Annotated in this window: 23 protein-coding genes; 12 read left to right on the plus strand and 11 right to left on the minus strand. The window is 69.5% G+C overall.

The genetic code is table 11. The features are described 5' to 3' along the window. Entirely contained in the window at window positions 1-1,155 is a 1,155-nt protein-coding gene (locus OHU34_RS45865; RefSeq protein ID WP_142270225.1) for an acyl-CoA dehydrogenase family protein, read from the plus strand. 40 nt (window positions 1,156-1,195) lie between these two features. On the opposite strand, the gene OHU34_RS45870 is transcribed toward OHU34_RS45865, so the two are convergent. Continuing rightward, window positions 1,196-1,903, minus strand: coding sequence for a TetR/AcrR family transcriptional regulator (locus tag OHU34_RS45870; RefSeq protein WP_142270226.1), 708 nt, complete (start codon window positions 1,901-1,903; stop codon window positions 1,196-1,198). Between the two features lie 209 nt (window positions 1,904-2,112). Here OHU34_RS45870 and OHU34_RS45875 point away from each other — a divergent pair, with 209 nt between their 5' ends. Then, window positions 2,113-4,107: a pyruvate dehydrogenase complex E1 component subunit beta gene (locus OHU34_RS45875; RefSeq protein ID WP_142270227.1), complete on the plus strand. Its 1,995-nt coding sequence runs from the start codon at window positions 2,113-2,115 to the stop codon at window positions 4,105-4,107. A 199-nt stretch (window positions 4,108-4,306) separates the two neighbouring features. On the opposite strand, the gene OHU34_RS45880 is transcribed toward OHU34_RS45875, so the two are convergent. Continuing rightward, window positions 4,307-5,353 carry a cyclase family protein gene (locus OHU34_RS45880; RefSeq protein ID WP_142270228.1) on the minus strand — a complete coding sequence of 349 codons (1,047 nt, stop codon included), beginning with the start codon at window positions 5,351-5,353 and terminating at the stop codon, window positions 4,307-4,309. A gap of 164 nt (window positions 5,354-5,517) precedes the next feature. Here OHU34_RS45880 and OHU34_RS45885 point away from each other — a divergent pair, with 164 nt between their 5' ends. Continuing rightward, window positions 5,518-5,916 (plus strand): nuclear transport factor 2 family protein, encoded by a 399-nt coding sequence (locus OHU34_RS45885; protein WP_142270229.1) that lies wholly within the window; start codon window positions 5,518-5,520, stop codon window positions 5,914-5,916. 46 nt (window positions 5,917-5,962) lie between these two features. Beyond that, entirely contained in the window at window positions 5,963-6,370 is a 408-nt protein-coding gene (locus OHU34_RS45890; protein ID WP_142270230.1) for a nuclear transport factor 2 family protein, read from the plus strand. A gap of 59 nt (window positions 6,371-6,429) precedes the next feature. Here OHU34_RS45890 and OHU34_RS45895 read toward each other — a convergent pair whose 3' ends face one another. After that, window positions 6,430-8,082, minus strand: a complete 1,653-nt coding sequence (locus OHU34_RS45895; RefSeq protein WP_331733829.1) for an NAD(P)/FAD-dependent oxidoreductase — start codon at window positions 8,080-8,082, stop codon at window positions 6,430-6,432. A 176-nt stretch (window positions 8,083-8,258) separates the two neighbouring features. Here OHU34_RS45895 and OHU34_RS45900 point away from each other — a divergent pair, with 176 nt between their 5' ends. From OHU34_RS45900 to OHU34_RS45935, 8 genes are all read left to right on the plus strand, one after another. Then, window positions 8,259-8,651: a carboxymuconolactone decarboxylase family protein gene (locus tag OHU34_RS45900; RefSeq protein WP_142270232.1), complete on the plus strand. Its 393-nt coding sequence runs from the start codon at window positions 8,259-8,261 to the stop codon at window positions 8,649-8,651. A gap of 59 nt (window positions 8,652-8,710) precedes the next feature. Further along, complete coding sequence (locus tag OHU34_RS45905; protein ID WP_142270233.1) at window positions 8,711-9,451, plus strand: SDR family NAD(P)-dependent oxidoreductase; 741 nt, start codon at window positions 8,711-8,713, stop codon at window positions 9,449-9,451. A gap of 55 nt (window positions 9,452-9,506) precedes the next feature. Then, a complete protein-coding gene (locus OHU34_RS45910; RefSeq protein ID WP_142270234.1) occupies window positions 9,507-10,712 on the plus strand; it encodes an NAD(P)/FAD-dependent oxidoreductase in 1,206 nt (401 codons plus the stop codon). 19 nt (window positions 10,713-10,731) lie between these two features. Then, window positions 10,732-10,926 (plus strand): ferredoxin, encoded by a 195-nt coding sequence (locus OHU34_RS45915; protein ID WP_142270235.1) that lies wholly within the window; start codon window positions 10,732-10,734, stop codon window positions 10,924-10,926. Window positions 10,927-10,987: 61 nt separating this feature from the next. Continuing rightward, the gene (locus OHU34_RS45920; RefSeq protein ID WP_142270236.1) at window positions 10,988-12,226 is read left to right on the plus strand and encodes a cytochrome P450; all 1,239 of its coding nucleotides are present in this window, start codon (window positions 10,988-10,990) and stop codon (window positions 12,224-12,226) included. Between the two features lie 107 nt (window positions 12,227-12,333). After that, window positions 12,334-13,284 carry an SDR family NAD(P)-dependent oxidoreductase gene (locus OHU34_RS45925; protein ID WP_331733833.1) on the plus strand — a complete coding sequence of 317 codons (951 nt, stop codon included), beginning with the start codon at window positions 12,334-12,336 and terminating at the stop codon, window positions 13,282-13,284. 274 nt (window positions 13,285-13,558) lie between these two features. Next, complete coding sequence (locus tag OHU34_RS45930; RefSeq protein WP_405772783.1) at window positions 13,559-14,080, plus strand: hypothetical protein; 522 nt, start codon at window positions 13,559-13,561, stop codon at window positions 14,078-14,080. A 57-nt stretch (window positions 14,081-14,137) separates the two neighbouring features. Further along, window positions 14,138-14,977, plus strand: a complete 840-nt coding sequence (locus OHU34_RS45935) for a transposase family protein (RefSeq protein ID WP_142270238.1) — start codon at window positions 14,138-14,140, stop codon at window positions 14,975-14,977. Between the two features lie 247 nt (window positions 14,978-15,224). On the opposite strand, the gene OHU34_RS45940 is transcribed toward OHU34_RS45935, so the two are convergent. From OHU34_RS45940 to OHU34_RS45975, 8 genes are all read right to left on the minus strand, one after another. Then, complete coding sequence (locus tag OHU34_RS45940) at window positions 15,225-16,682, minus strand: MFS transporter (protein WP_142270239.1); 1,458 nt, start codon at window positions 16,680-16,682, stop codon at window positions 15,225-15,227. A gap of 687 nt (window positions 16,683-17,369) precedes the next feature. Continuing rightward, window positions 17,370-17,939, minus strand: a complete 570-nt coding sequence (locus OHU34_RS45945) for a hypothetical protein (RefSeq protein ID WP_142270240.1) — start codon at window positions 17,937-17,939, stop codon at window positions 17,370-17,372. Between the two features lie 203 nt (window positions 17,940-18,142). Beyond that, the gene (gene murF, locus OHU34_RS45950; protein ID WP_142270241.1) at window positions 18,143-19,279 is read right to left on the minus strand and encodes a UDP-N-acetylmuramoyl-tripeptide--D-alanyl-D-alanine ligase; all 1,137 of its coding nucleotides are present in this window, start codon (window positions 19,277-19,279) and stop codon (window positions 18,143-18,145) included. Window positions 19,280-19,448: 169 nt separating this feature from the next. Then, the gene (locus OHU34_RS45955; protein ID WP_235034782.1) at window positions 19,449-20,276 is read right to left on the minus strand and encodes an aminoglycoside phosphotransferase; all 828 of its coding nucleotides are present in this window, start codon (window positions 20,274-20,276) and stop codon (window positions 19,449-19,451) included. A 58-nt stretch (window positions 20,277-20,334) separates the two neighbouring features. After that, window positions 20,335-20,472 carry a hypothetical protein gene (locus OHU34_RS45960; protein WP_200840106.1) on the minus strand — a complete coding sequence of 46 codons (138 nt, stop codon included), beginning with the start codon at window positions 20,470-20,472 and terminating at the stop codon, window positions 20,335-20,337. Window positions 20,473-20,474: 2 nt separating this feature from the next. Beyond that, window positions 20,475-21,584 carry a radical SAM protein gene (locus OHU34_RS45965; RefSeq protein ID WP_142270242.1) on the minus strand — a complete coding sequence of 370 codons (1,110 nt, stop codon included), beginning with the start codon at window positions 21,582-21,584 and terminating at the stop codon, window positions 20,475-20,477. Between the two features lie 401 nt (window positions 21,585-21,985). Then, on the minus strand, window positions 21,986-22,804 hold the full coding sequence (locus OHU34_RS45970) for a zinc-dependent metalloprotease (protein ID WP_142270243.1): 819 nt from the start codon (window positions 22,802-22,804) through the stop codon (window positions 21,986-21,988). 144 nt (window positions 22,805-22,948) lie between these two features. Next, window positions 22,949-24,217 carry an acyl-CoA dehydrogenase family protein gene (locus OHU34_RS45975; RefSeq protein ID WP_405772832.1) on the minus strand — a complete coding sequence of 423 codons (1,269 nt, stop codon included), beginning with the start codon at window positions 24,215-24,217 and terminating at the stop codon, window positions 22,949-22,951. Window positions 24,218-24,226 lie beyond the last annotated feature (9 nt).

The following is a 24,226-nucleotide window of genomic DNA, read 5'->3' on the forward strand; positions in this document are numbered from 1 at the left end:
ATGGATTTCGACCTGCCGGAGGAGACGCGGGACCTTCAGGACATGGTCCGGGAGTTCGCGGCCAAGGAGATCACCCCCAACGCGGCCGAGTGGTCGGAGAACGAGCAGTTCCCGACGCACGTCTTCACCAAGCTCGGTGAACTCGGCCTGATGGGCATGCTCGTGCCCGAGGAGTACGGCGGCGCCGGCTCCGACACCGTCTCCTACGTCGCCGTCATGGAGGAACTCGGCGCCGCGGACCAGTCGGTGGCCTCCTCGTGGAACGCGCACTCCACCATCGCCACGCTTCCGCTGCTGGCCTACGGCACCGAGGAGCAGAAGCATCGCTGGCTGGCCCCGCTGGCCCGCGGCGAGGCGATCGGCGCGTTCGGGCTGACCGAGCCCGGAGCCGGTTCCGACGCCGCCGGCATCACCACCACCGCCCGTCGCGCGGACGGCGGGTGGGTGATCAACGGCACCAAGATGTTCATCACCAACGCCGGCACCGACATCAGCCAGGGCGTCACGCTGCTGGCGACGACCGGCAAGGGCGAGGACGGGCGGAAGAGGTTCGCCACGTTCTACGTGCCGACCGGCACGCCCGGTTACACGTGCGGGGCCAAGCTGAAGAAGCTCGGCTGGCATGCCATGGATACGCGGGAACTGGTCTTCGAGGACTGCTGGATCTCCGACGACCATCTCATCGGCGAGGAGGGCAACGGGCTGCGCCAGTTCCTCTCCGTCCTCGACAAGGGGCGGATCAGCGTCGCCGCCCTGGGGCTGTCGCTGGCCAAGGCGGCGCTCGCCCTGGCCGTCAAACACGCCACGGAGCGGCACCAGTTCGGCCGTCCGCTGTCGGAGTTCCAGGCGGTGGCACACAAGATCGCCGACATCGGCACGGAGTTCGAGGCCGCCCGGTGGATGGTCTACCGGGCCGCCTGGCTCGCCGACCAGGGGCGCCCGCACAGCACGGAGGCCGCCATGGCGAAGCTGTACGCCTCCGAGGTCGCCAACCGGGCCGCCTCCCAGGCGGTGCAGATCCACGGCGGCTATGGGTACATCCGGGAGTCGGAGATCTCGCGGTTCTACGCCGACGCCAAGATCCTGGAGATCGGCGAGGGCACGAACGAGATCCAGCGCGACGTCATCGCCAGGGCGCTGGTGAAGCGGGCGTGAGAGCCGAAGGGCCCGCGGCGTGTGCCGCGGGTCCCGGGGCTCAACTCGCCAGGGCGGCGGATCGCCACGCGGCTTCGGGGTCGAGCGGCAGATCGGGACGGTCGCGCTTGAACGCCTCCGCCCCCTCCTCCACGGCGGGCAGGGCGGCCTCGGGCGCGCCGAACCCGCGCAGCAGGGTGTCGCAGAACTCGCGCGACAGATACGCGGCGTCCCAGCGGCCGCCCGGCTTCACCCACTGGTAGGTGTGATTGTGCAGGTTCAGGAACTGCAGGGTGGCCACGTGCGGGTCGACCGCACGGAATCCGCCCCGCTTCATGGCCTCCGTGAGCAGTCCCCTGACCAACCGCTCGAACTCGGCGCGCTGGCCGAGCAGGGTCCGGAGGTGGTCGCCGGTGAGGCTGCGGTAGTCGTGCTCGTAGACCCAGATGTGGTCGAGCCTGCGGAAGATGATGGTCAGCAGCGATTCGGACAGCAGGCGCAGCCGCAGCAGGGGATCCGCGTCGAGGTCGGCGATCTGCCGGGCCCGGGACAGCAGTGGGGCCATCACCCGGGACTGGATCTCGATCAGCAGGTTCTCCTTGGAGTCGATGTAGTAGTACAGCGCTCCCTTGGCGAGCCCGACCGCCCGGCCCAGGTCGTTGACGGAGGTCCCCGCGTAGCCCTGCCGGGCGAACAACTCGGCGGCCGTGTCGATGATCTTCTGGCGTCTGGCCTCGAAGCCCGGCCCGTGGCCCGGTGGTCTGGGCATTGCTGCTCTCCCCGCCTGATATGTCGACGTTTCGGCACGACATGTCCCGTGCCCCGCATCCGGACGGCGTCGGGCCCATCCGGGGGGAAGCGGGCCCGGGACATCGTTTCTCTTGCGCATGAAGCAGTTTGCTAGACCAGACGGTACATTAAAAGTAGGACTCAGACGGTGCGGCCTTGTGCCGCCCGGCGAGCATTGCGAGGACGCGCATGACGACTGAGGCACCGCAGCACATCATCACCGGATCCGCGCATGCGGATCAGCTCCTGGAGATGTACCGCCGGATGCGCCGTATCCGGCGATTCGAGGAACGGGCGTCCGAGCTGTACAAGGCGACGGAGATTCCCGGCTTCCTGCATCTGTCGATCGGTCAGGAGGCCAGCGCCGTGGGCGCCTGCTGGCCGCTCGGCGCGCGGGACGGCATCACCTCCACCCACCGTGGCCATGGGCACGTCCTGGCCAAGGGGCTGGACTCGGCTTCCATGATGGCCGAGTTGATGGGCAAGGAGGCGGGGACGTGCCACGGCCGCGGCGGTTCGATGCACATCGCCGACCCCGGTCTCGGCATCTACGGCGCCAACGGGATCGTCGGGGCCGGCCTCCCGATCGCCACGGGCGTCGCCACCGCGGCCAAGCTGCGGGCCGCGGGAGACGTGGTGGTGGCGTTCTTCGGGGACGGCGCCGTCGCGCAGGGCATGTTCCACGAGGCCGTCAACCTGGCGGCCGTATGGGACCTGCCGGTCGTCTTCCTGTGCGAGAACAACCACTACTCCGAGTTCTCGCCCGCCGCCGAACAGCACCGGGCCCCGCTGTCCGCCCGCGCGGCGGGTTACGGCATCGGTTACGCGCATGTCGACGGCAACGACGTCCTCGCGGTGGCCGGGTTGATGACCGACGTGGTCGGGCGGTTGCGGGCGGGTGGCGGTCCGGTCCTGGTGGAGGCGGAGACGTACCGCTGGCACGGCCACTACGAGGGTGACCCGGAGCGCTACCGCAGTCCCGAGGAGGTGGCCGCCGCCAAGGAGCGCGACCCCCTCCTGGTGGCCCGCCGGCACCTGGCGTCGGCGGGAGTCGCGGCCGCCCAGGCCGACGCGGTCGACGAGGAGATCGACAAGGAGATCGAGGCGGCGATGCAGTGGGCCAGGAGCCTGCCCGAGCCGGCCCCGGAGAGCCTGTACGACTTCGTCTCGGCGCCGCGTCCCGCCGTACCCGAGCCCGCACCGGCCGACGGTGAGATCTTCCGCTCCATGGACGCCGTACGGCTCGCGCTGGAGCACGAACTCACCGCCGATCCCACCGTGTTCGTCGCCGGCATCGACGTCGGCGCGGGCGGCAACGTCTTCGGGCTCACCCGGGGGCTGGCGCAGGCCTTCCCGGGGCGGGTGCGGGACACCCCGATCAGCGAGAGCGCGATCCTGGGGACGGCGGTCGGGGCGGCGATGGCGGGGATGAAGCCGGTCGTCGAGATCATGTACATGGACTTCATCGGCGTCTGCCTGGACATGCTGCTCAACCAGGCCGCCAAGCTGCGCTTCATGACCGGCGGCCGGGCCTCCATGCCCCTGGTGGTGCGCACCCAGTTCGGCGCGGGCCGCTCTTCCGGCAGCCAGCACTCGCAGAGCCTGGAGGCGCTGCTCGCCCACATCCCCGGGCTGACCGTGGTGATGCCGTCCAACCCGGCCGACACCTACGGCCTGCTGCGCGCCGCCATCCAGGACCCCAACCCGGTCGTCTTCGTGGAGAACCGGCTCCAGTACGGCTTCAAGGGCCCGAAGCCGCCGGTGGACCACATGATCCCGCTGGGCAAGGCGAAAGTGGTCCGCGAAGGCACCGACATCACGCTCGTCTCCTGGTCGCGGATGGTCCAGGACGCGCTGGCCGCCGCGGAGCTGCTCGCCGCGGAGGGCGTGAGCGTGGAGGTGATCGACCTGCGCACGATCGCCCCGCTGGACCGGGAGACCGTTCTCGCCTCCCTCGCCAAGACCAACCGCCTGGTCATCGCGCACGAGGCGGTACGGGACTTCGGCGTGGGCGCCGAGTTGGCCGCCCTCGCCGTCGACGAGGGGTTCTGGCATCTGGACGCGCCCGTCACCCGGGTGGCGCCGCCGGCGATGCCCGCTCCCTACGCCCCTTCGCTGGAACGGCTGTGGCTGCCCTCGAGCGACACCATCGCCGAGACACTGCGGCGGATCGCGGCGGTGTGAACGAACCGCCGGCCGGATGAGGGGCCGGACGACGGGAAGGCGTGGGCGCGTCCGGGAGGGCGCGCCCACTGCGTGGCCACAGGGCAAGGGGATGCCCCAGGACCGAAGTCCTGGGGCATCCCCTTGCGGTCCGCCGTCGGCCCGGCCATGCCGGCAGGACAAGGCGTGGGCCGCCGGCGGAACCGGTCCCGCCCGTGTCTCAGACGGTCGCGACCGGCGTGAGGGGGCTGCCCTGTGTGCCCGGGAGGTTGAGCGGCGGCGCGGTGAGCAGGAAGCGGCTTCGGTCGTGCTCGCGCAGCCAGGCCGCGAGGTCGTGCAGATACCAGAGCTCGCCCAGCGGGACGCCGAGCTTGAACAGGCACAGGTGGTGGATGGGGAGCAGGGTGTGCGGACCCTGGGCCTGAGTGACGCCGACGCCCTCGACCGCGTAGTTGTCGGCCACCAGCCCCGCTATCCGCGACTCGGCGATCCAGTCGAGCAGCGCCGGGTCGTCCGCGTCGAGGTAGGAGGCGGTCTGGTGGATGGCCACGGGGTCGGGGTTCTTCCCCCAGGCCAGAAGCTGGGTGGCGAAGCCCGTGTGCAGCAGGAGGATGTCCCCGGGCTCCACGACGACGTTGTCCGCCGCCATGATCTCCTTGAGCTTCGCGAGGTTGACCGGCTGGTGGCCGGTGCCCAGGTGATGGGCGAGGTCGATCAGGACGCCCCGGCCCTGGACGCCGTGCTCCGCCATGTGCTCCAGGCCCAGGTGGCGCGCGAAGCCGATGCTTCCGCTGCCGTCGCCCTTGGCGTCCTCCGCGGGCCCGACGATGTCGGTGCCGGGCCGGAAGCCGTTGTAGTACACCGGCTCGGCGACCCCGTCGCCGTCCGCGTCGAACTCGGCGCCCTGGTGCGCGAGGGCGTCCCACTGGGTCGAGTACTGCAGCCAGAGGGTCACCACGTCGTCGGACCACACGTCGATCAGGTCCGGCGAGAAGTGCTGACTCGCCCGGATGTTGTAGAAGACGTCCTGCTGGTGCTGGAGGTCCTCGGTGGGCCGCAGGATCGGCGGGTACCGGCGCTGGTTCAGGGAGGAACCGCCCGGATAGTCGAGCGGCAGGCTCAGACTGAACGCGATCCCGTGCTCGACCTCCCGCACGCCCTGAAGGACCTTCTCGGGCGTCATCAGGTTGATCCGGCCCAGCTCGTCGTCCTCACCGAACTCGCCCCACGTCGAACCCGGCGGCCGCTGCTTCCAACGCTTCGTCACGATAACGCCCTCCTCAAGTGACAGTCCCCGTCGACGGTCACCCGCATGCTATTTGCAATGTACCGATCGGTCAACAAGCGGAATTACTTGTATCCGAGGGGTTCTTGTCGCCCGCACGCGAGTAATAGACTGACTGGTCGAAACGTCTATCCCTTGGAGAGGCAATGAGCGAATCCACACAGGCGTGGGTCGTGGCGGGCGTGCGCGCCGTGATCGGGGCGCACACGCAGGCCCAGGACGCCGGCCGCACCGACGACGTCGTCGCGCTGTACACACCCGACGGGGTCCTGGAGCTACCGGGCACGGACCCCCTCCAGGGACACGACGCGCTGCGTGCCGCCTTCAAGGAGTGGGCCCCGGCCAAGCCGCAGCTGCACCTGGTGACCAACACGGTCGTCACGCCGTCCGGCGAGGACGAGGCGACGGCGACGAGCGACGTGGCCTTCCTCCAGCGCGGCGAGACGGGCTGGGCGGTGCAGGTCGTCGGGCACTACGACGACAGTCTGCGCCGGGTGGACGGCACCTGGCTGCTGACGCGCAGGAAGACGACGTACCAGGTCTGAGGACCGCGGGCACGGACCGCACCACCCCCTTCAACCTTGGAGTGAGATGAGTACGACTTCTGCCGACGCCGGGGCGTCGGTCGCGGCCGGCGTGGAGGCCGCGGTGGCCGCCTACGCGCAGGCGCTGGACGCGGGCCGCAACGACGACATCGCCGAGCTGTTCGTCCCCGACGGGGTCGCCGAGATCGCCGGCGTCGCCACCTTCGAGGGCCGGGACGCCATCCGCGAGGGCTATGCCGCCTTCGCGCCGACGCAGCCGCAGCTGCACCTGACGGCGAACACGGTCGTCACCTCGTTCACCGGGGACGAGGCCACGGCGGTCAGTAACCTGGCGTTCCTCCAGCGCGGTGAGTCGGGCTGGGCGGTGCAGCTCGTCGGCCGCTACGACGACACGCTGCGCCGGGTCGACGGCACGTGGAGGTTCAGCCGCAGGGTCACGACGTTCCTGCCGTAACCGGCTTCGGGAACCCGGAACGCCCGTACCGCACCAGGCGGTACGGGCGTTCCGCGCGCTCAGGCCGTGGCCTCCTCCTCTGCCGCGTCCTGGGCCTTGGAGAAGGCGAAGGCGGAGAAGTCGTTCTGGACGGACTCGCGGATCAGCTCCTGGAGCTTCCAGCGTCCGGTCGGGTTCAGCAACTGCTTGACCGGCTTGCCGGGGATGTTGGCGCCGTAGAAGTAGCTGCTCTTGAGGAAGGACGACTGCCCCGCGCTGTCGTTGACGAGGTCCGTCCACTCCTCCTCGGCGGCGGCCGTCACCTCGACGACGTCATGGCCGTAGTCCCGCGCGTGGACGAGCAGGTCCATGACGTACTCCACCTGGTCGCCGGAGTAGCGCGGGTTGTTGCCCAGCGCCCCGTGCGGTCCGCCGGGGAAGTAGAAGTTGGGGAAGCCGGCGGTCGTGACCCCGAGATACGTGGACGGGCCGTCCGCCCAGTACTCCTCCAGCGGGAGGCCTCCACGGCCGCGCACGCCGAGGCGGTTGAGGGCGCCGGTGCCGAAGTCGTAGCCGGTCGCCCAGATGATGAGGTCGAACTCCTGGTGGCCCTCGGCGGTCTCGATCCCGGTCTCGGTGATGCGGACGATCGGCGTCTCGTTGATGTCGACGAGTTCGACGTTCGGCTTGTTGTACGCCTCGTAGTAGCCGGTGCCGAAGGGAGGCCGGCGGCCGCCGTAGCCGTGTCCCTTGGGGATCAGCTTCTCGGCCGTCGCGGGATCCTTGACGATGGAGCGGATCTTGGTGCGGATGAACTCGCACCACTCCTCGTTGACCGTGGCGTTCGTGGTCATGTCGTAGTAGTGCTCGGACAGCTTGGTGAAGCCGGGGCCGTTCCACCTCGTCTCGTAGAACTCCTGGCGCTGCTCCGGGGTGTCCTCGAGGCCCGAGCGCATGGTGATCTGGTGGAGGAAGCCGCTGGGCGAGGCGTTGAGGGTGTCCCTGACGGTCTCGAAGTCGCTCTTGAGGCTGGCCTGCTCCTCGGGCGTGATCGGCCGGTTGTTCAGCGGGGTGAGCCAGTCGGCCACCTTCTGGTACACCGTCAGCTTGGCGACCTCGTCGGCGATCGCGGGCACGATCTGGACGCCACTGGATCCGGTGCCGATCTGGGCCACGCGCTTGCCGGTGAAGTCCACGGGCGTCTTGGGCCAGCGGCCGGTGTGGTGCTGCTCACCGCGGAAGTCCTCGCGGCCCGGGATGGCGGGCACGAACGGCACGGAGAGGATTCCGGTCGCGGCGACCACATGGCGTGCCCGGTGCAGGGACCCGTCCTTGGTGCGCACCGTCCAGGTGCCGGCCGTCTCGTCCCAGACGGCCGAGGTCACCTTCGCGCCGAACGAGATGTGGCGTCGCAGGTCGAACCGGTCGACCACGTAGTTGAAGTAGCGCTCGATCTCCGGCTGGCCGGCGAAGTGCTCCGACCACTCCCACTCCTCCCACAGCTCCTTCGAGAACAGGTAGCCGTAGGTGTAGCTCTCGGAGTCGAAGCGCGCTTGCGGGTAGCGGTTCCAGTACCAGGTGCCGCCCACGCCGCTGCCCGCCTCGAGCAGCTTCACCGAGAATCCGGACTCCCGGGCTCGGTGCAGTTGGTAGATGCCGGTGACTCCGGCGCCGATGACCAGTACGTCGACGAGGCCCTGGTCCGACGGGCCCGTCTTCGTCGTTTCGCTCATGTGCTCTCCCGCGTGAGCCTGATTCATATGTCGACCGGTCGATCGAATATTGAGGCGAGACTAGAGGAGGGGTTGGATTCGTTCAATGGATGCGAATCTCGCCACGGAGATTGATTGTACCGACCGTCTGGTCTAACTTTCGCTCAGGACGCGAAGCCGCGCAACGGGAGTCAGTCATGAGTGACAAGAGCGTCGAAGAAGCCACCGATCTGAGGGCCGCGGGCTGGAAGGCCATGCGGGCCGCTCTGCCGGGCGTGTTCCCCGAGGACGACGTGGACCTGCGGGACGGCCGCCTCGGAGAAGACCTCGTCGACATCGGTCTCACCAGCGTCTGGGGAGCGCTGTGGGGCCGCGAGGGCCTCGCCCCACGTGACCGCAGCCTGGTCACGCTCGGCATTCTCATCGCCCTCGGGGCGGAGACCGAGCTCAAGACCCACGTCCGCATCGCGCGGACGAACGGACTGACCCCGGAGGAGATCGCCGAGGTCATCTACCACTCCAGCGGTTACACCGGTTTCCCGCGGGCGGTCGCCGCCCGCACCGCCGCCCGCGAGGCACTGGAGGGCTGACGGCCCCCGGCCGGGACGTCAGTCGTCCAGGTCCCGCACCAAGCACACGAGGAGCACACATGTCACTGCAGGGAAAGGTCGCGGTCGTCACCGGCGGCGCGCGGGGGATCGGGCGCGGCATCGCGACCGTGCTCGCGGCCAAGGGGGCCGCCGTGGCGGTCTGGGACCTGAACGCCGAGGGCGCCGAGAAGACCGCCGCGGAGATCCAGGAGGCGGGCGGCACGGCCGTCGCGGTGGGCGGTGACGCCGCCGACGCCTCGGCCGTGGCCCGCTCCGCGGCACGCACCCGCGATGAGCTCGGCCCGGTCACGATCCTCGTCAACAACGCGGGCATCACCGCCTACGAGCCGTTCACGAGCATCAGCGAGTCGTCCTGGGACCGCATGGTCGGCATCAACCTCAAGGGGCCGTTCCTGGTCACCCAGCAGCTGGTGCCCGACATGCTCGAGGCGGGCTGGGGCCGCATCATCAACATCTCCTCGTCCTCCGCCCAGACCGGGGCGCCCGCCATGGCCCACTACGCGGCGTCCAAGGGCGGTGTCATCGGCCTCACCAGGGCGCTGGCGGTCGAGTACATCGAGAAGGGGATCACCGTCAACCACGTCCCGCCGGGGTTCATCGACACGCCCCTGGTGCGTCAGGGTCCCATCGACGTGGAGGCGGCCGCGGCCACGATGCCGATGAAGCGCGCCGGGACGCCCGAGGACGTGGCGTACGCGGTGGCCTACCTCGCGTCGGAGGAGGCGGGCTATGTGACCGGCCAGACGTTCAGCGTCAACGGCGGGCGCTACCTCGTCTGATCAGTCCGTCCGTCTCGCATCGAACACCGCACCAACGCCTGTAATGGAGCCGCGAATGAGCATCGAGGACGACGTCAGGGCACCGGCCCGCGTCCTGGTAGTGGGCGCCTCCGCGTCCGGACTGACCACCGTGGAGGCACTGCGCCGCAAGGGCTACGCGGGCCCGATCACGGTGCTCGGCGACGAGCCGCACGCACCGTACGACCGGCCACCGCTGTCCAAGCAGGTGCTTTCCGGCGCATGGGAGCCGGAGCGGGCCACGCTGCGTCCGCGGGACGCGCTGTCGGCGCTCGACGCCGAGTTCGTCCTGGGCGATCCGGCGGTCGGACTGGATCCGGCGTCGCGGACCGTCCGTACCGCCTCCGGGCGGGCGCTGCGGGCGGACGCGGTCGTCGTCGCCACCGGGGTACGAGCCCGGCGCCTGCCGGGTCAGGAGAACCTGGCCGGCGTCCACGTGCTGCGCACTCTCGACGACGCGCTGGCCCTGCGCGCCGACCTGCTGGCCGGCACCCGGCTCGTGGTCGTCGGCGAGGGCGTCCTCGGCTCCGAGATCGCGGCCACCGCACGGACCCTGGGCCTGGACGTCACGCTCACCGGACCGCTGACGGCGCCGATGGCGATGCAGGTGGGCCCGCTGGTCTCCGGTGTGCTGGCCGACCTGCACACCGAGCGCGGAGTCACGCTCCGGCTCGGCACCGGCGTCGTCGGCCTCACCGCCGACGGAGGTCGCGTCACCGGCGTCCGGCTCGCCACCGACGAGGTGCTGCCGGCCGACGTGGTGGTCGTGGCGATCGGCGCCTCCCCGGCGACGGAATGGCTCACCGACAGCGGCCTGGAGCTCGACAACGGTGTGGTGTGCGACTCCCGCTGCCGTGCGGAGGAGGGGATCTACGCCGTCGGTGACGTGGCCCGCTGGCACCACGAGGGCCTCGGCCGGCTGATCCGCCTCGAGAACCGGACCAACGCCACCGAACAGGCCATGGCCGTCGCCGGCGCGATTCTCGGCGAGGACCGGCCGTACACGCCGGTTCCGTATTTCTGGACCGACCAGTACGACGCCAAGCTCCAGGTGCACGGCTTCCTGCCCGCCGACGCCGAAGTGGACGTCGTCGAGGGCGACCTGACGGCGCGTCGCTTCGTCGCCCGGTACCGCAGCGGAGGCCGCGTCACCGGCGTCCTCGGCTGGAACATGCCCAAGCAGGCCCGCATGCGCCGTCAGGAGATCGTCGACGATCTCGCCGCCCCCGCCCCGACCCACTGAACGATCAGGAGAGATTCCCATGAAGGTTGTCGTCGACGAGGAGAAGTGCGTCGCCGCCGGACAGTGCGTGGCCGCCTCCATGGACGTGTTCGACCAGCGCGAGGACGACGGCATCGTCGTCCTGCTGGACGAGAACCCGCCGGCCGAACTGGCCGACGACGTCCGTAACGCCGCCGCGGTGTGCCCGGCCCTGGCCATTCGCATCGAGGAATAGCCCCCGAGCCCGACCCTTTCCCCCCACCCCTTCCCCCCATCCCACCACCGGAGGAACACCCATGGCCGAGGCAGACGTCCGGCACGCCCCCGACGAGCCGACCTACTTCTACCAGGACGACCGGGACGCCAAGTGCCCCTTCGCCCCGCCCCCCGGACTGCGCGCACTGAACGAACAGGCCCCCGTCTCCCGTGCCCGGATTTGGGACGGCAGCACCCCCTGGCTCGTCACGGGCCACGCCGCGCAGCGCGCCATCCTGTCCGACCCCCGGGTCAGCTCGGACGACAAGCGGCCGGGGTTCCCGTACCCCAACCAGGCCATGGCGGAGACCGCCCATGAGCACCCGCTCACGATCTTCAACGCCGACGGCGCCGACCACACGCGGATCCGCCGCATGATGACCCGCCCGTTCACGCGCCCGAGGATGGAGGCTCTGCGGCCGGACATCCAGAGGTTCACCGATGAGCTCATCGACAAGATGCTGGCAGGCCCGAAGCCGGTGGACCTGGTGACGGCGCTGTCGCTGCCGCTGCCCTCGCTGATGATCTGCGCCCTGCTCGGCGTGCCGTACGAGGACCACGACTTTTTCCAGGAGCACGCCTCCTTCGCCACCAGGAGCGACAAGTCGGCGGACGACGACCGGCGCGCGGGCGAGGCGCTGGGCGGTTACCTGGCCGCACTGCTCCAGAAGAAGATGGAGGAGCCGGCCGACGACGTTCTCTCGGACTTCGCCGCGCGCGTCAAGGACGGTGACCTCACCCTTCCCGAGGCCACCCTGCTCTCCATGATCCTGCTGATCGCCGGTCACGAGACCAGTGCGACCATGATCACCCTGGGCACCGCCCTGCTGCTGGAGAACCCCGACCAGCTGGCACGGCTGCGCGAGATCGAGGACACCCGGGACGCCGCGAACGCGGTCGACGAGATCCTGCGCCATCTGACCGTCGCCACGTTCGGGCAGCGGCGAATAGCCGCCGAGGACTTCGAGTTCGAGGGCGTGCAGATCAAGGCCGGCGACGGCATCGTCGTCCCGCTGCCCGCCGGCAACTGGGACCCCGAGGCGTTCCCCGAGCCGGAGAAACTCGACCTCACCCGTAAGGCGAACCACCACCACGCCTTCGGCTGGGGCATCCACCAGTGCCTGGGCCAGCAACTCGCCCGTATCGAGCTCCAGGTCGTCTACGGCACGCTCTACCGGCGCGTCCCCACCCTGCGTCTCGCGGTCGACCGCGACGAACTCGCGTTCCGCCCGGCCGACGCGCTCGCCTACGGCATCAAAGAGCTGCCGGTGACCTGGTAGCTCGACATCGGCGGCCGCCCCGGTCGCCGGCACGACCAAGCCGGTCCCACCCCGAACGGGCGGGACCGGTCATCGCATCCGCAACCGCAGTACAACAGGAGTAGGGCATGAGCGAGTTCAGCTTCCAAGGACGCGTCGCGGTCGTCACCGGCGCGGGCCGGGGCATCGGCCGGGCCCACGCCCGCCTTCTGGCGGAGCGTGGGGCGAAGGTGGTCGTCAACGACCTGGGCGGATCGATGGAGGGCGACGGCTCGAACGCCGGTCCCGCGCAGAAGGTCGTCGATGAGATCGTCGCGGCGGGCGGCGAAGCCGTCGCCGACACCAACGACGTCTCCACGCCGGCCGGCGGACAGGCCATCATCGACTCCGCGATCGAGCACTTCGGCCGCATCGACGTCCTCGTCAACAACGCGGGGATCATCCGGTGGGCCGGTCTGCCCGAGGTCGACGCGGAGAACCTGGACCGCCACCTCGCCGTGCATCTCGTCGGCTCCTTCAACACGCTGCGCGCCGCCTGGCCGCACTTCGTCGAGCAGCAGTACGGCCGGGTCGTGCTGACCACCTCCAGCGGCCTGTTCGGCCTCGACAACAACCTGTCGTACGCGGCGGCCAAGGCGGGCACGGTCGGGCTGGCCCGGAGCGCGAAACTGGCCGGCGAACCCCACGGGATCAAGGTCAACCTGATCGCGCCGGCGGCCATGACCCGGATGGGCGGCGGTCCCGAGGAGGAGCCCACGCAGGCGCTCCCCGGCCAGCCGTACATGCCCTCCGACGCGGTGGCGCCGATGGTGGCGTATCTCGCCCACGAGAGCTGCCCGGTCAACGGGGAGATCTACACGGCCGGCGCCGGCCGCTTCGCGCGCCTCTTCATCGCCTCGACCGAGGGGTACGTCCACCAGGGCGACCCGGTCACCATCGAGGACGTGGCGGGGAACTGGGACGCCATCAACGACGAGAAGGGCTACTACGTGCCGTCGGACCTGATGGCCTGGTCGGGCGCGTTCCTGAAGCACCAGTTCACACCGATCGCCGACTCCGCGAACGCGTCGCCCGCCTGAACGACCTGCCCCCGGCCTCCGGCGAGCGCTACGACGCGGACAACATGGCCGCCATCGACCGCTGATCGAAGACGTACCACCACGCACGCCGCGGCTCGGCATCCGGGCGAAGAGTGCCGCATTCCCAATGAGACTGTGCAGCATGAAGTACGCAGGTCACGGGTCTGGTGTGCGGGGCGGGCGGGGTACTCGCTCTGGTCGTCGGCGGTGTCCGTGGTGAAGATCGTCTGACCTGTCGCCAGGGCCGTTGTCGGGTTCTGCTGCGCCGACCGCCGTGCCCCTCCTGCGATCCCTGACCGGGCCGGTGCCGGGAGAGCGCGGGGAGGGCGTGGGGATGCTGGAGCTGGAGCGGATCACGGCTCGCCGGAATGAACTGGACACGCTCGCCGAGGAGTTGGCCAAGCAGCTGGCGGAGGTCCAGATCGAGCGGGAGGAGTTGGTGATCGCCGAGCGGGTCCTGCACCGGCCGGCCGAACAGGACCGGGCTGTGCAGGAGGCCGCCGCGGCCGTCGCCCCGACGGCGGCTCGAGTGGCGGGACGGGCGGTTTTGCTGATCCCGCACCGCGGCGGGACGGGCGATGAGGCCGTGCTGCCCGCTGACTACCGCAAGATCCTGGCGATCGTGCGGGCTGCCGACGGCCCGGTGCAGGTCAGGGCCGTCGGCGAGGAGCTGGGCCTTGAGGTGACGGTGCGCGGGAAGCTGGAACCGTTGCGGGCGAAGATGACCAAGCTCGCCGACCGCGGCTGGCTGCACAAGCGTCCTGACGGCAGGTTCGCCGCACGCTCCCAGGCGTAGGGAGGCGGGCGCCGACGGGGCGTAACTGGCGAGCCCCCGGCAGCAGTTGAGTTTGGTGTGAAGAAAGACAACCATCCCGTCGAGGGCCCTGACGGCCTTGTCTACACTGCCCGCCTGCCGCTGTCGAGTGCCACCCTGAACTGGCTCGCCGGCCTGATCCGCGACCACCTGAAGAAGATCAGGTCACGGTGGCGGGCCCTGCCTCCGGGACGGATCGCCACCCTCGTGCTGGCCGTACTGCGCTGTGACCAGCGGCAGGGTGATCTGGCCGGTGGCAACGGGATACACCGCACCACTGTGACCCGGTGGGTCAGGGAAGTCGTCGGCCTGCTGGCCGCCCGCGCCCCGCGCCTGGACCGCGTTCTCAAAAGGATCGCCCGCGAGGGTGGCGGGGTGGTGCTGCCGGACGGCACGCTGATCCGCACCCGGCGGCGCTCCGGCAAAGAGAACCGGAAGAACTACTCCGGCAAGAGCAAATGCCATGGCCTGCTCGTGATCGCGCTCACCGACGATCGCGGCCGGCTGCTCTGGGTCTCGGCGGCCCGGCCCGGACGGACCTCGGAGATCACCGCCTGCCGACACGACCAGCTCACCGCCCACCTGCGGGCCGCCAGCCTCGGCGCGATCGCCGACCTGGGCTTCGTCGGCCTCGACGACAGCGGCCCCGACACCGGCCCCTCAGTGATCACCGGTTACAAGGCCGCCCGGAACCGGCCCCTGACACGAGGACAGAAGCTGTCGAACACCGCACTGGCAGCGGTCCGGGCACCGGTGGAGCACGGCTTTGCCCACCTCAAAAACTGGCGCGTGCTCGGCAAAGTCCGCACCGACCCGACCTGGGCGACCGCCCTGGGCAGTGCCCTGCTCGTCCTCACGAACCGCGAAGTGTCCCGGTGACCGACGATCTTCACCGAAGTCATCCACCCACGACCAGCACGAGCATCCCGAACCCCGCGCACACCAGACCCGTGACCAGCAACTTCACGATGCACAGTTCTCAGTGGGCGAGCCGTGAGACGGCGGTGAGGAACGCGGGACCGGTTCCGATCGCTCCGTCCTTCTCGTCCGCACGGACGAGAAGGACGGAGCGATCGGAACCGGTCCCGCGTCGTGACGCCCGCCGCGACCACCGCGGCCGCGCCGGTCAGGCCGCCTGACCGACCTCGGCCTCGTCGAGGCGCTTGGCTCTGGGGATCAGGAGGACGAGCAGCGTGCCCAGGGCGCAGCAGCCGACGACCAGCCAGAGTCCGTTCGTGAAGCCGGCGTCCAGGTAGAACTGCGTGCCCTTCAGGACCGCCCCGTTCTGGGCCATGACGACGAAGGCGAGTTGGGAGACGACGATCTGTGCGACGCCCTGCCCGAGGGTCTGCGCACCGTTGGCCAGGGCCTGCTCCTCGGGGGTGACCACCTCGATGATCATGATGGGGACGATGGCCATGACGATGCCCGTTCCCAGCCCGGCGATCAGACCCATCTCGATGATGTCGGCGGCGCTGTGATGCAGTTGTGTGCCGATCCCGTATCCGAGGACGGTGAGCGCGGAGCCGGTGCCCAGCAGGATCCGCGCGTCCACGCGGCGGGCCAGGTAGCCGGTGCCGACAGCGGCCAGGATGATCGTCGCGCTGATCGGGCTGGTCACCACGGCGTTGTGCTTGCCGGACCAGCCCAAGCCCTCCGAGATGGTGGGGATCTGCGGCATCAGCACCAGCAGCTGTACCACCACGCCGACGGCGCTGAGCGAGCCGGCCGCGATGGACGTGGCCAGCAGCACGCTCCACACCGACCGGCGCCGCGTCATGGACACGGGGAACAGCGGTTCGGCGACCCGGCGTTCGACGAGTACGAAGGCGATCAGCGTGACCAGCGCTCCGGCCACGTAGGAGAAGAACCGGCCGCTGCTCCAGCCCCAGTGCGACCCCCGCCCGACGGCGTAGACGAGCATGGTGACTCCGCCGCCGAGGAGGATCCCGCCGAGCCAGTCCATGCGGCCGCCCCGCTCGCGGACCGGACTCTCGGGGACGAGAACGGTGACCAGCACGAAACCGACGGCGGTGCTGATGGCCATGAACCACAGCACGCCGCGGAAGCCGTAGTCGTCCAGGAGCCAGCCGGACAGGAACGGCGCGCCGAAGGCGACGAGGCCCACGCCGCCCGCCATGATGCCGGTGGCGAGCCCCACCCAGCGGCGCGGGAACACGTCACGGGTGATCGCGTAGGCGAGCGGCATGGTGGCCGCGTAGATGCCCGCGATGCCGCGCCCGATCAGCAGGGTGCGGTAGTCGGTGGCGAGGGCGGCGACCAGGTCGCCGACGAGGCCGAGTCCGGTGGCGACGAGCAGGACGCGCTTCTTGCCGAACAGGGCCGCTGCCTTGACCACGAAAGGCAGGAAGAAGGTCCCGGTCAGCAGGGTCATCAGGGTGAACCATGCGATCTCGGTGGTGCGGAAGTGGATCGCGACGTCGGCCTGCGCGATGCCGGACAACGCGGCGACGAGCGTCACCAGTTGGACTGCCCACAGCAGTGCGAAGACGATGAGTGCGTTGCGCGTAGTGGAGCGGGATCTCTCGGCGTCCTGCGCAGGAGCGGTTCGGGTCTCGGACATAGAGGCCTTCCGGGGATGAGCGGAGAGCCGGAGAGCGGCTCTGGTCGGGGCAGGCATGGGGACGTGCGGCAAGGCGGCGACATCACTCCGTCCCACCTCACCGAATGGCTGATGGGCCGGAGTTACGGGACGAGGGCGCGGTGCCTGGGGTCACGAGCACGGGCAGGTGTGATGCCCGTCTGGAGCTTCGGTGCGGCTGCCGGAAAGATAGACCCAACGGTCGGTACAATCAATGAGCTGAGCAGAAAAACGGACCGGGACGCCGACAGGTCCCGTACCCCGCGGTCAGTCGACGCTCTGACCAGCACCTTCGCCATCACAGGCGGCCGGGAGTTTCGCGTACCGCAGCCGACATCTGTCCCGCTCAGCGGAATCGTCAACGCGACCACCGTGCCCCACGAGGGCATCGGGCGTGCCGCTGGGCGGTGGTGAGGGCGGATAGGCCGCCGTCGCGGTGCTCGACGCACTGAGCTCCGGCGGGCCGAGGAGGACGCCGACATCCAGAAGGCCGACGACGAGCTGAACCGGCTCGGCGGCCAGGGGTCGGACGGCTTCGGCGCGCTGAAGGACTACTGCTTCGCCGTGTACGGGTACTTCGCCGTGTACGGGGCGCCTTCCCTCTCCTGGGCAGCCCGGCCGGCCTTGCTGCCGAAGCGACCGTGTGAGCCTACTGCTACGAAGGAAACTTCAACCGGCCTGGTCGCCGCTGCACGATGCCGTGGCCTTCAGCTCGGGTGTACCCCGAACGTAGCCCCATCCGTAATGGTCCGCCTGACCTTCCGTACGAGGTCCGGCTACCTCGACCTGTTCAAGTGCTGTACTGGTTCGTTGCCACCACGCGCCGTCGCGGTCGTAGAACGTCAGGCCATCCACCCACACTGCATCGGGAGTTGGCAGCGGTTTCAGGGATTTTTCCCAGCCCGGGAGAAGATGAGTCCCGGCGTACACCTTGTCGTACTGCCCCTCGTCCATGTAGAGCCAGTGACGCGAGTCGAGGATCGTGTCGGAACAGGGCGGCAGGTAGGGGATGCGTTGCTCGTAGCTCACGTACAGATCGCTGTAGACAGCGGTCATCGAGCCGACAGGTGCGCCGAAGTAGACGTCGGCGTCACTCACCGGGTCCGGTGAGCTGTTGACGAGGTGAAGGCGGAGGTGACCGTCGGCTGGTTCCTCTACCCAATAGAACACTCTCATGGCCTGACTGCGCTTCGCGTATTGCTCGTCTTCGCGTGACTGGTCGAGCTGGTCGTTCGTCACCGCGGCCTGGTAATAGGTCGCCGCGCCCGTGAAAATCAAACCGACGAGAGCTACCAGTGCTCCCAGGACCGCCCCGACGTGAGTCCAATGGATACGGCGCCACCAAGGCGGCGACGGGGCAGGTTCCTGCACCTCGGAACGTGGGGTTCGTTCCCTGGCGCGGACGCGATTCGGTCCCGTGCGTTGCCTGGCCAGCCGCAGTCTTACCTGCCGTGCCGTACCGCTGTCCCGCATGACTGCCTCCCGTCCCGTTCCTGAACAACAAGGACGTGAGGCGGGCACGGATGGATCCCGCGGATACGGAGAAGCCGTGGCGCACCGCGCGCAGTCCGGCGGCACGCTGGGCGTCGCTCGGCTGCCCGACGCCGTCCCCGCCGACGCGGGGAGCAGCCGCGCTTGCCCGATTCCTCCCGTATCCCGTTCAGGGAAGGCGCTGGATCGTTGGGCGCATCCCGACTTACGGTGGCGCCATGAGCGATCGCGGCCAGGCTGTTGTGGACCTGCACGTCGCCGACGAACTGAAGCCGGACGTCGGCGTAGCCTTCGGGGGTGACCAGGACGTAGGAGGCGCGGCCCCGGTCGTCGACCGTGACGTCGACGGCGCGGATGACGGCGGCTTCGCTGAGACCGTAGGTGACGACACGGCCCTGGGTGCGGTTCTGCATCTCCTGGACGAAGTCGTCGTCGGCGTTGAGGACGGCGAGCCCGCCCTGGGGGAGGGCTTCGACGATCTCGCCCTTGGCGGTGGCGATGTTCTCGCGGCTGCCGAACTCGCCGACGTGCGCGGTACCCACGTTGGTGACGACGCTGATGTCCGGCTGGGCGATCCGGGTGAGGGCCCGGATGTCTCCGATGTGGCGGGCGCCCATCTCCAGGACCAGGAAGCGGGTGGCGGGGTCGGCCAGGGTGATGGTCAGCGGGAGACCGATCTCGTTGTTGAAGGACTCAGGCGTTGCCACCACCGGGCCGGGCAGCACCTGGGCGATGAAGTCCTTCGTGCTCGTCTTGCCGGCCGAGCCGGTGATGGCCACGACGTGCGCCCCGCCGAACACGCTGTGCAGGAGCGTGCGCCCGAGCTGGCCGAAGGCGGCGAGGACGTCATCGACCACGATCGCGGGGACACCGACCGGCCGGGTGACCAGGGCTGCCGCAGCGCCCTTGTCGACGGCCGCCTGGGCGTAGGTGTGACCGTCGGTGTGCTGGCCCTTAAGGGCGATGAACAGCGTTCCCTCGACGGCCTCGCGGGAGTCGAAGACGGCAGGCTGGGTGACCTGTGCCTCGGGGTCGAGGACGTCGGTGAGACGGCCGCCGACGATGTCGGCGATCGCGGTCAAGGACATGGCATGCAACGTGGTTCTCCCTGCTCAAGTGGTCGGTCGAGACGCTACCGGGCGGCGCCCGGCGCTCAGGCTGATGCCAGTAGCGTGGGTCGGCGAGGTCCGACCACTGCGCAGGCTCGCCCTCGAGCCGGACAGAGTTCGAGCGCACAGTGGTACGGGTGGGCAGCCGTCAACTTCGGTGCTCTGCCCATGCGTGTGCCGCTGCGTGCAGTTGGTGCGTCCACTCATCGGGCTGGTCGGCGTCTGCGATCGACTTCCAGAGCCGTTGCTGGGCGTACGCGAAGGCGTCGATGTGAGGCGCTGGTGTTTTGTCCCAGGCAGGATGCAGCGCGGCCAGGCTCTCGGCTTCCTGCGCGCTGTGACCGGAGGCGATAAGCCAGATCACCCACAGTGCGGAGTCGATCCACGCTGCTCCGCTGGAGGCCCATGCCCAGTCGACGAGCCGGGCCTGCCCGTTGGTGATGAGGACGTTGTCAGGTTTCCAGTCGGTGTGCAGCAAGGCGTGGCCCTCGAAGAGCCGCAGCTGCGCTGGGTCCGTGACGTATGTGTTCATGCGCTTCGGCATGGTTTTCAACTCGACGGTGGCCGGCGGTGTGGCGGCGGCGAGGTTCCACATGGCCTGAAGGACGAGTTCGAGGTCGGGGGAGCCGGGAGAGTAGTCGGCGTGGCGGCCGCCGAGGTCTTCGAAGCCCAGCAGGTCCCACCCTCCCTGTTTGATCTGCCACAGCAGCGCAGGTGCGAGACCGCGCGTGTGGCGGTTGATGGCCGCTTCGCGTTGCTGCGTCCATACACGCGGATGGTCCTGGCGCAGGCCTTTGACGAAGACCGTGCCCCTGGCGAGGTGCAGGCGAGCGGCGATCTCACTGTTGTAGCCGGCCGACACCATGTCGACGTCATGCACAGGCCCGGTGACGCTTTCGATCATCTTCAGCACGTCGGTGGGCAGTTCGGCCTGGCGGTGCGTTGCCAAGGGTGAGCTCCAGGAGAAGAAGGTCATCGTGCGGTACCGCGGGAGGGGTGGGGACCCGCGCGAGTCCCCACCCCGGGGACGTGGATTAGTTGTACGGGTTGTCCTCGCCGCAGCCGGGCAGGGTGCCCGCGGTCAGTTCCTCGACGTCGGCGACCAGGGCGACGCCGTCCGGGTCCTCGACGCTGGTCTCCGGCCTGCGGGTGAGTTCGATCGTGACGGCCATGACTACCTCATTCCGTGTTGGCAGTAGGTGTTCAGTGGTGCCTTCGCCTCCTGAAGGATCTTGGCCATCGGCCTGCACACCCGGCACGTGCCGGACAGCTTGCAGCCGCTGCATCCTCCGGTGCGAAGCATGAGGGAATCGGCGATGTCGCCGAGCCGGGCCAGACCTTCCACACCTTCCGCGACCAGATCGATGTTCGGTTCGCGGCCCACCTTGCAGATCGAGGCCCGCCCGAAGGGGTCGGCGTGGAAGAACGTGTGACCGGCGGGGCACCCGCGGAACGGCGCCCGCTGGGTGAGGTATTCGGGGGACTGCGAAGGCAGTGGCTCGGCTGTCCCGTGGATCGTGGGGGAGATGTTCGCGTACTCACGAGACGCCACCCCAAGCTCCTGCGCCCACGCTCGCATGGCGGGGGCCTCGTGCGCGTTCTCCCGTGTGATGATCAGGCTCAGGTCGATGTTCAGCCCGGCGCTGACGGCCCTTTCCAAGCCTGTAGCAAAGCGGCCGAACGCGCCCCGATTGCGGGTCACCGCGTCGTACGTGCTGGCCGTTGCGCCGTACACGCTCAGCGACAACTTGGACGGCGGCAGCTCGACGAGCAGCTCCAGGATGTGGTTCTTGTGCAGCCGGGATCCGTTTGAGAGCACCTCCAGCTGCATCCCCAGCTCGTGTGCGTACCGGTACGCCTCGGGGAAGTCGGGGTCGATCAGCGGTTCCCCGCCTGTTATCTGCAGCCAGATCACCCCGGCTTCGGCCATGACCTCGAGCAGCCGCCGCTTGCCGGCCATGTCCAAGCCCTCGAAGCGCTTCTCGCCGAGATAACACATCACGCAGTCGTAGTCGCAGCCCAGGTTGACCTCGTAGGTGGCCCGGCTGATGCGGTATGGCCCGGGAGACCGGACCAGGATGCTGCCGTTTGCGGCGTGCCCGTGGAGAGCGAGGCCCCACTGTGTGTTGGCAGCATCGGCAAGCCAGCCAGGCACCATCCCGTTCTCAGCCACGGCGGTACGGATCTCCGTGAATCGTGCAGCCCCCACCTTGATCGCCTTAGGGCTTCCTGGACGCAGGATGACGCTCGTCGCCCCGAACGGGGCTGCGATGAGGGCATGCATCGGTAGGTCCTTCCGGTCGAACGCGGCTGGTGATGCGAGGGCGCTCGACGCTGTCGACCGTTCGCGGCACAGGGCAGGCACTGCTCGCCCGGTCCTGCGCTGCGAGACCGTGGGCGAGGGGCTGGGAGTGGCCCTCGCTCCCTGGACCACCGTCCGGTCCGGGGAACGAGGGGGCTGGGGTGCTGCGCCAGGAAGGAGGAAGGCGGGATGGTCGAGCCGCACCGTTGTGGTCCTTTCTGTGTCGCGGATATCTGTCGGTGGTGGCCACCCGGCGCGGGGGCGGCTGCGGCGCGCTCACAGAGGGAGGTCGCGTCGAGTCGTCGTCCCCGCGCCGGGCGGGTGTCCCGCGCTGCTCGGCATGGGGGTGCCTGAGGCGGGACGTCAGGGGAGGGCAGGTTCCGTCATCTGAATCGGCGTATCCAGCCGATGGGTGTGCTGGCCTCATCGCGGGTCGGAACGAGGTCGGGACGGTGCCAGACCTTGTTGAAGGCATCGAGGCCGTGCGTGGTGACGATCTCTTCCACGCTGTCGACGGCCCTGGTGAAGTACTCCAGCATTTCGGCGCGTTGGGGAGTGTCTGCCAGGTCTTTGTAGCGGTGAGTGGCGTGCGGGCTGATCTCCTTCAGTGACACCGGGGCGCCGAGGAGCTTCGTCGTGATCTGCCGGTCGGCCCAGTAGGCGTGCCCTTCCACGAGGAAGCCGTAGTCGCGGTCGGCTATGCCCCGCAGCTCCGGGTAGTAGCTGTCCTGCAACCGCCACATCGCACCGTTGTCCGCGGCGTGCTGGGCGACGTGGGTCAGCTCGTGGCAGATGACCTTGGTGAGCACAGCCTGGTCGTTGAGCCGGCCGGCTTCGCGCATGGACTGGGGCAGGATCACGAGCTCGAACCGGCCAAGGCGGAAGTCGACGACCTGGGCGCCGATCAGGGGCCAGATCCGGTGCCGGCCGTTGCACTGGGTGTAGTGCTGAACCTTCGCCTGGCGCCTGCGCCTTCGAGGAGCGCGCAGCTCGCGGGCTTCGGCCCGCAGCAGCCGTGCGCTGCGGCGCTGGTGCGCCTTTAGCCATGCGCGTGGGGGCATGGTCCGGATGACCACCGTGTCGGGCAGGGCCAGTCCCGTCACCGCTTCGACGAGCGGGGCGGTTTCGGCGGCGACGGCCTCAACGCGCTGCGCCAGGTCGTCGAATCTGCGGCCTGCGTCATGGTGGACGGTGATGTTCATGCGTTCCTCTGAGGAGGGGGTGGACGGACAGGGGCGTGGGGGTGTGAGCCCCGCCGCAGGCCTGGCCTGGACGGTTGGTCTGCGGCGGGGTTGGGGGCCCGCGCACGGCAATGTGGATGTACGGGGGTGCCGTGCGCGGGGGCTTTACAGGGCGGTCGCCGGGTCTGCTCGGGCGTGCCGGGTGAGGTGGGCGAGGCGGGTGGACCACTGCGTGTGGTCGGTTTCTTCGCCTGGGTGGCCGTGTTGGTGGAGGAGGTTCTGGGCGAGGCGGATGCGCTGGACTTCTCCGGTTCCGGCGGGGGCGTAGGTGGTCTGCATGTCGCGCCAGACCCGCTCGAGGGGGTAGTCCTCGGTGAGGGCGGTTGCGCCGTGCAGTTCCATGGCGTCCCGGCCGGCTTCGGCTGCGAGTTCGTGGCCGATGGCTTTGGCGGCGATGAGTTCCATGTCGCAGGGCTGGCCGCGGTCGAGCATGTCGACGGCGTGGTAGGCCAGGATCCGGGCCATGATTGCGCGGGCGGACATGCGGCCGAGCCGGTCACGGACCACGCCGAGGTCGGCGACTGCCCCTTTGTAGCGGGGGCGGTGGCTGAGGAACCGGGTGGTGAGGGCGACGGCCGCTTCGTGCAGGCCGAGGCTGACGGCGGCCAGGTTGGGTCTTCCGTACAGGACGCTGCTGGACTGCGCGACGTCGAAGCCCTGCCCCACCTCACCCATGACGTTCCGCGGCGGGATGCGGACGCGGTCGAAGCTGATCAGTCCGAAGCTGAAGCCGTGCAGGCCGAGCTTGCTGGTGTGGCGGTGGACGTGCACGCCTCGCTGTTCGGTTCGGACGAGGAACGCGGTGAGGGCCTGGGAGGTGCGGGTGCCGGGCGGGGCGGTGCGGGCGACGACGACGTGCAGGCCGGCGATGTGGCTGTTGCCGACGTGGGCCTTGGTCCCGGACAGCACCCAGGCCTTGCCGTCCCACTCGGCGCTGGTGGTCATGCCGCCGATGTGGCCGCCCTGGTCCGGCTCGGTCACCGCGATCGACATCAGCACGCTCCCGTCGGCGACACCGGGAAGCAGCGCGGTGCGCTGCTCGTCGCTGCCGTAGTGGAGCAGGGCGGCGACCGGAATCAGGCCTGCCTGGAGGATCGCGGCGGCCGTGCCGGAGACGCGGGCGAGGCGGTGGATCAGGATCGTCTTGGCGACGTGTCCGGCCTGCATGCCGCCGAACGCGGCGGGGACGGTGACGCCGAACCAGCGGCGGCCGGCCATGAGCCGGGCGATCTTCCGGTCGACGCGGCTGGGCGCGCTCTCCACGCGCTCCACCAAGGCAAGGACCTCCTCTTGGGCGAAGGCGTCGGCGTCCGCCCATAACGCCTGGTGGGCGGGTGTGAGAAACCTGTCGAGGGTGGCGGGCGTGCGGGGCACAGGCACGAG

The organism is Streptomyces sp. NBC_00080, from assembly GCF_045041255.1.
GTDB lineage: Bacteria > Actinomycetota > Actinomycetes > Streptomycetales > Streptomycetaceae > Streptomyces > Streptomyces coriariae.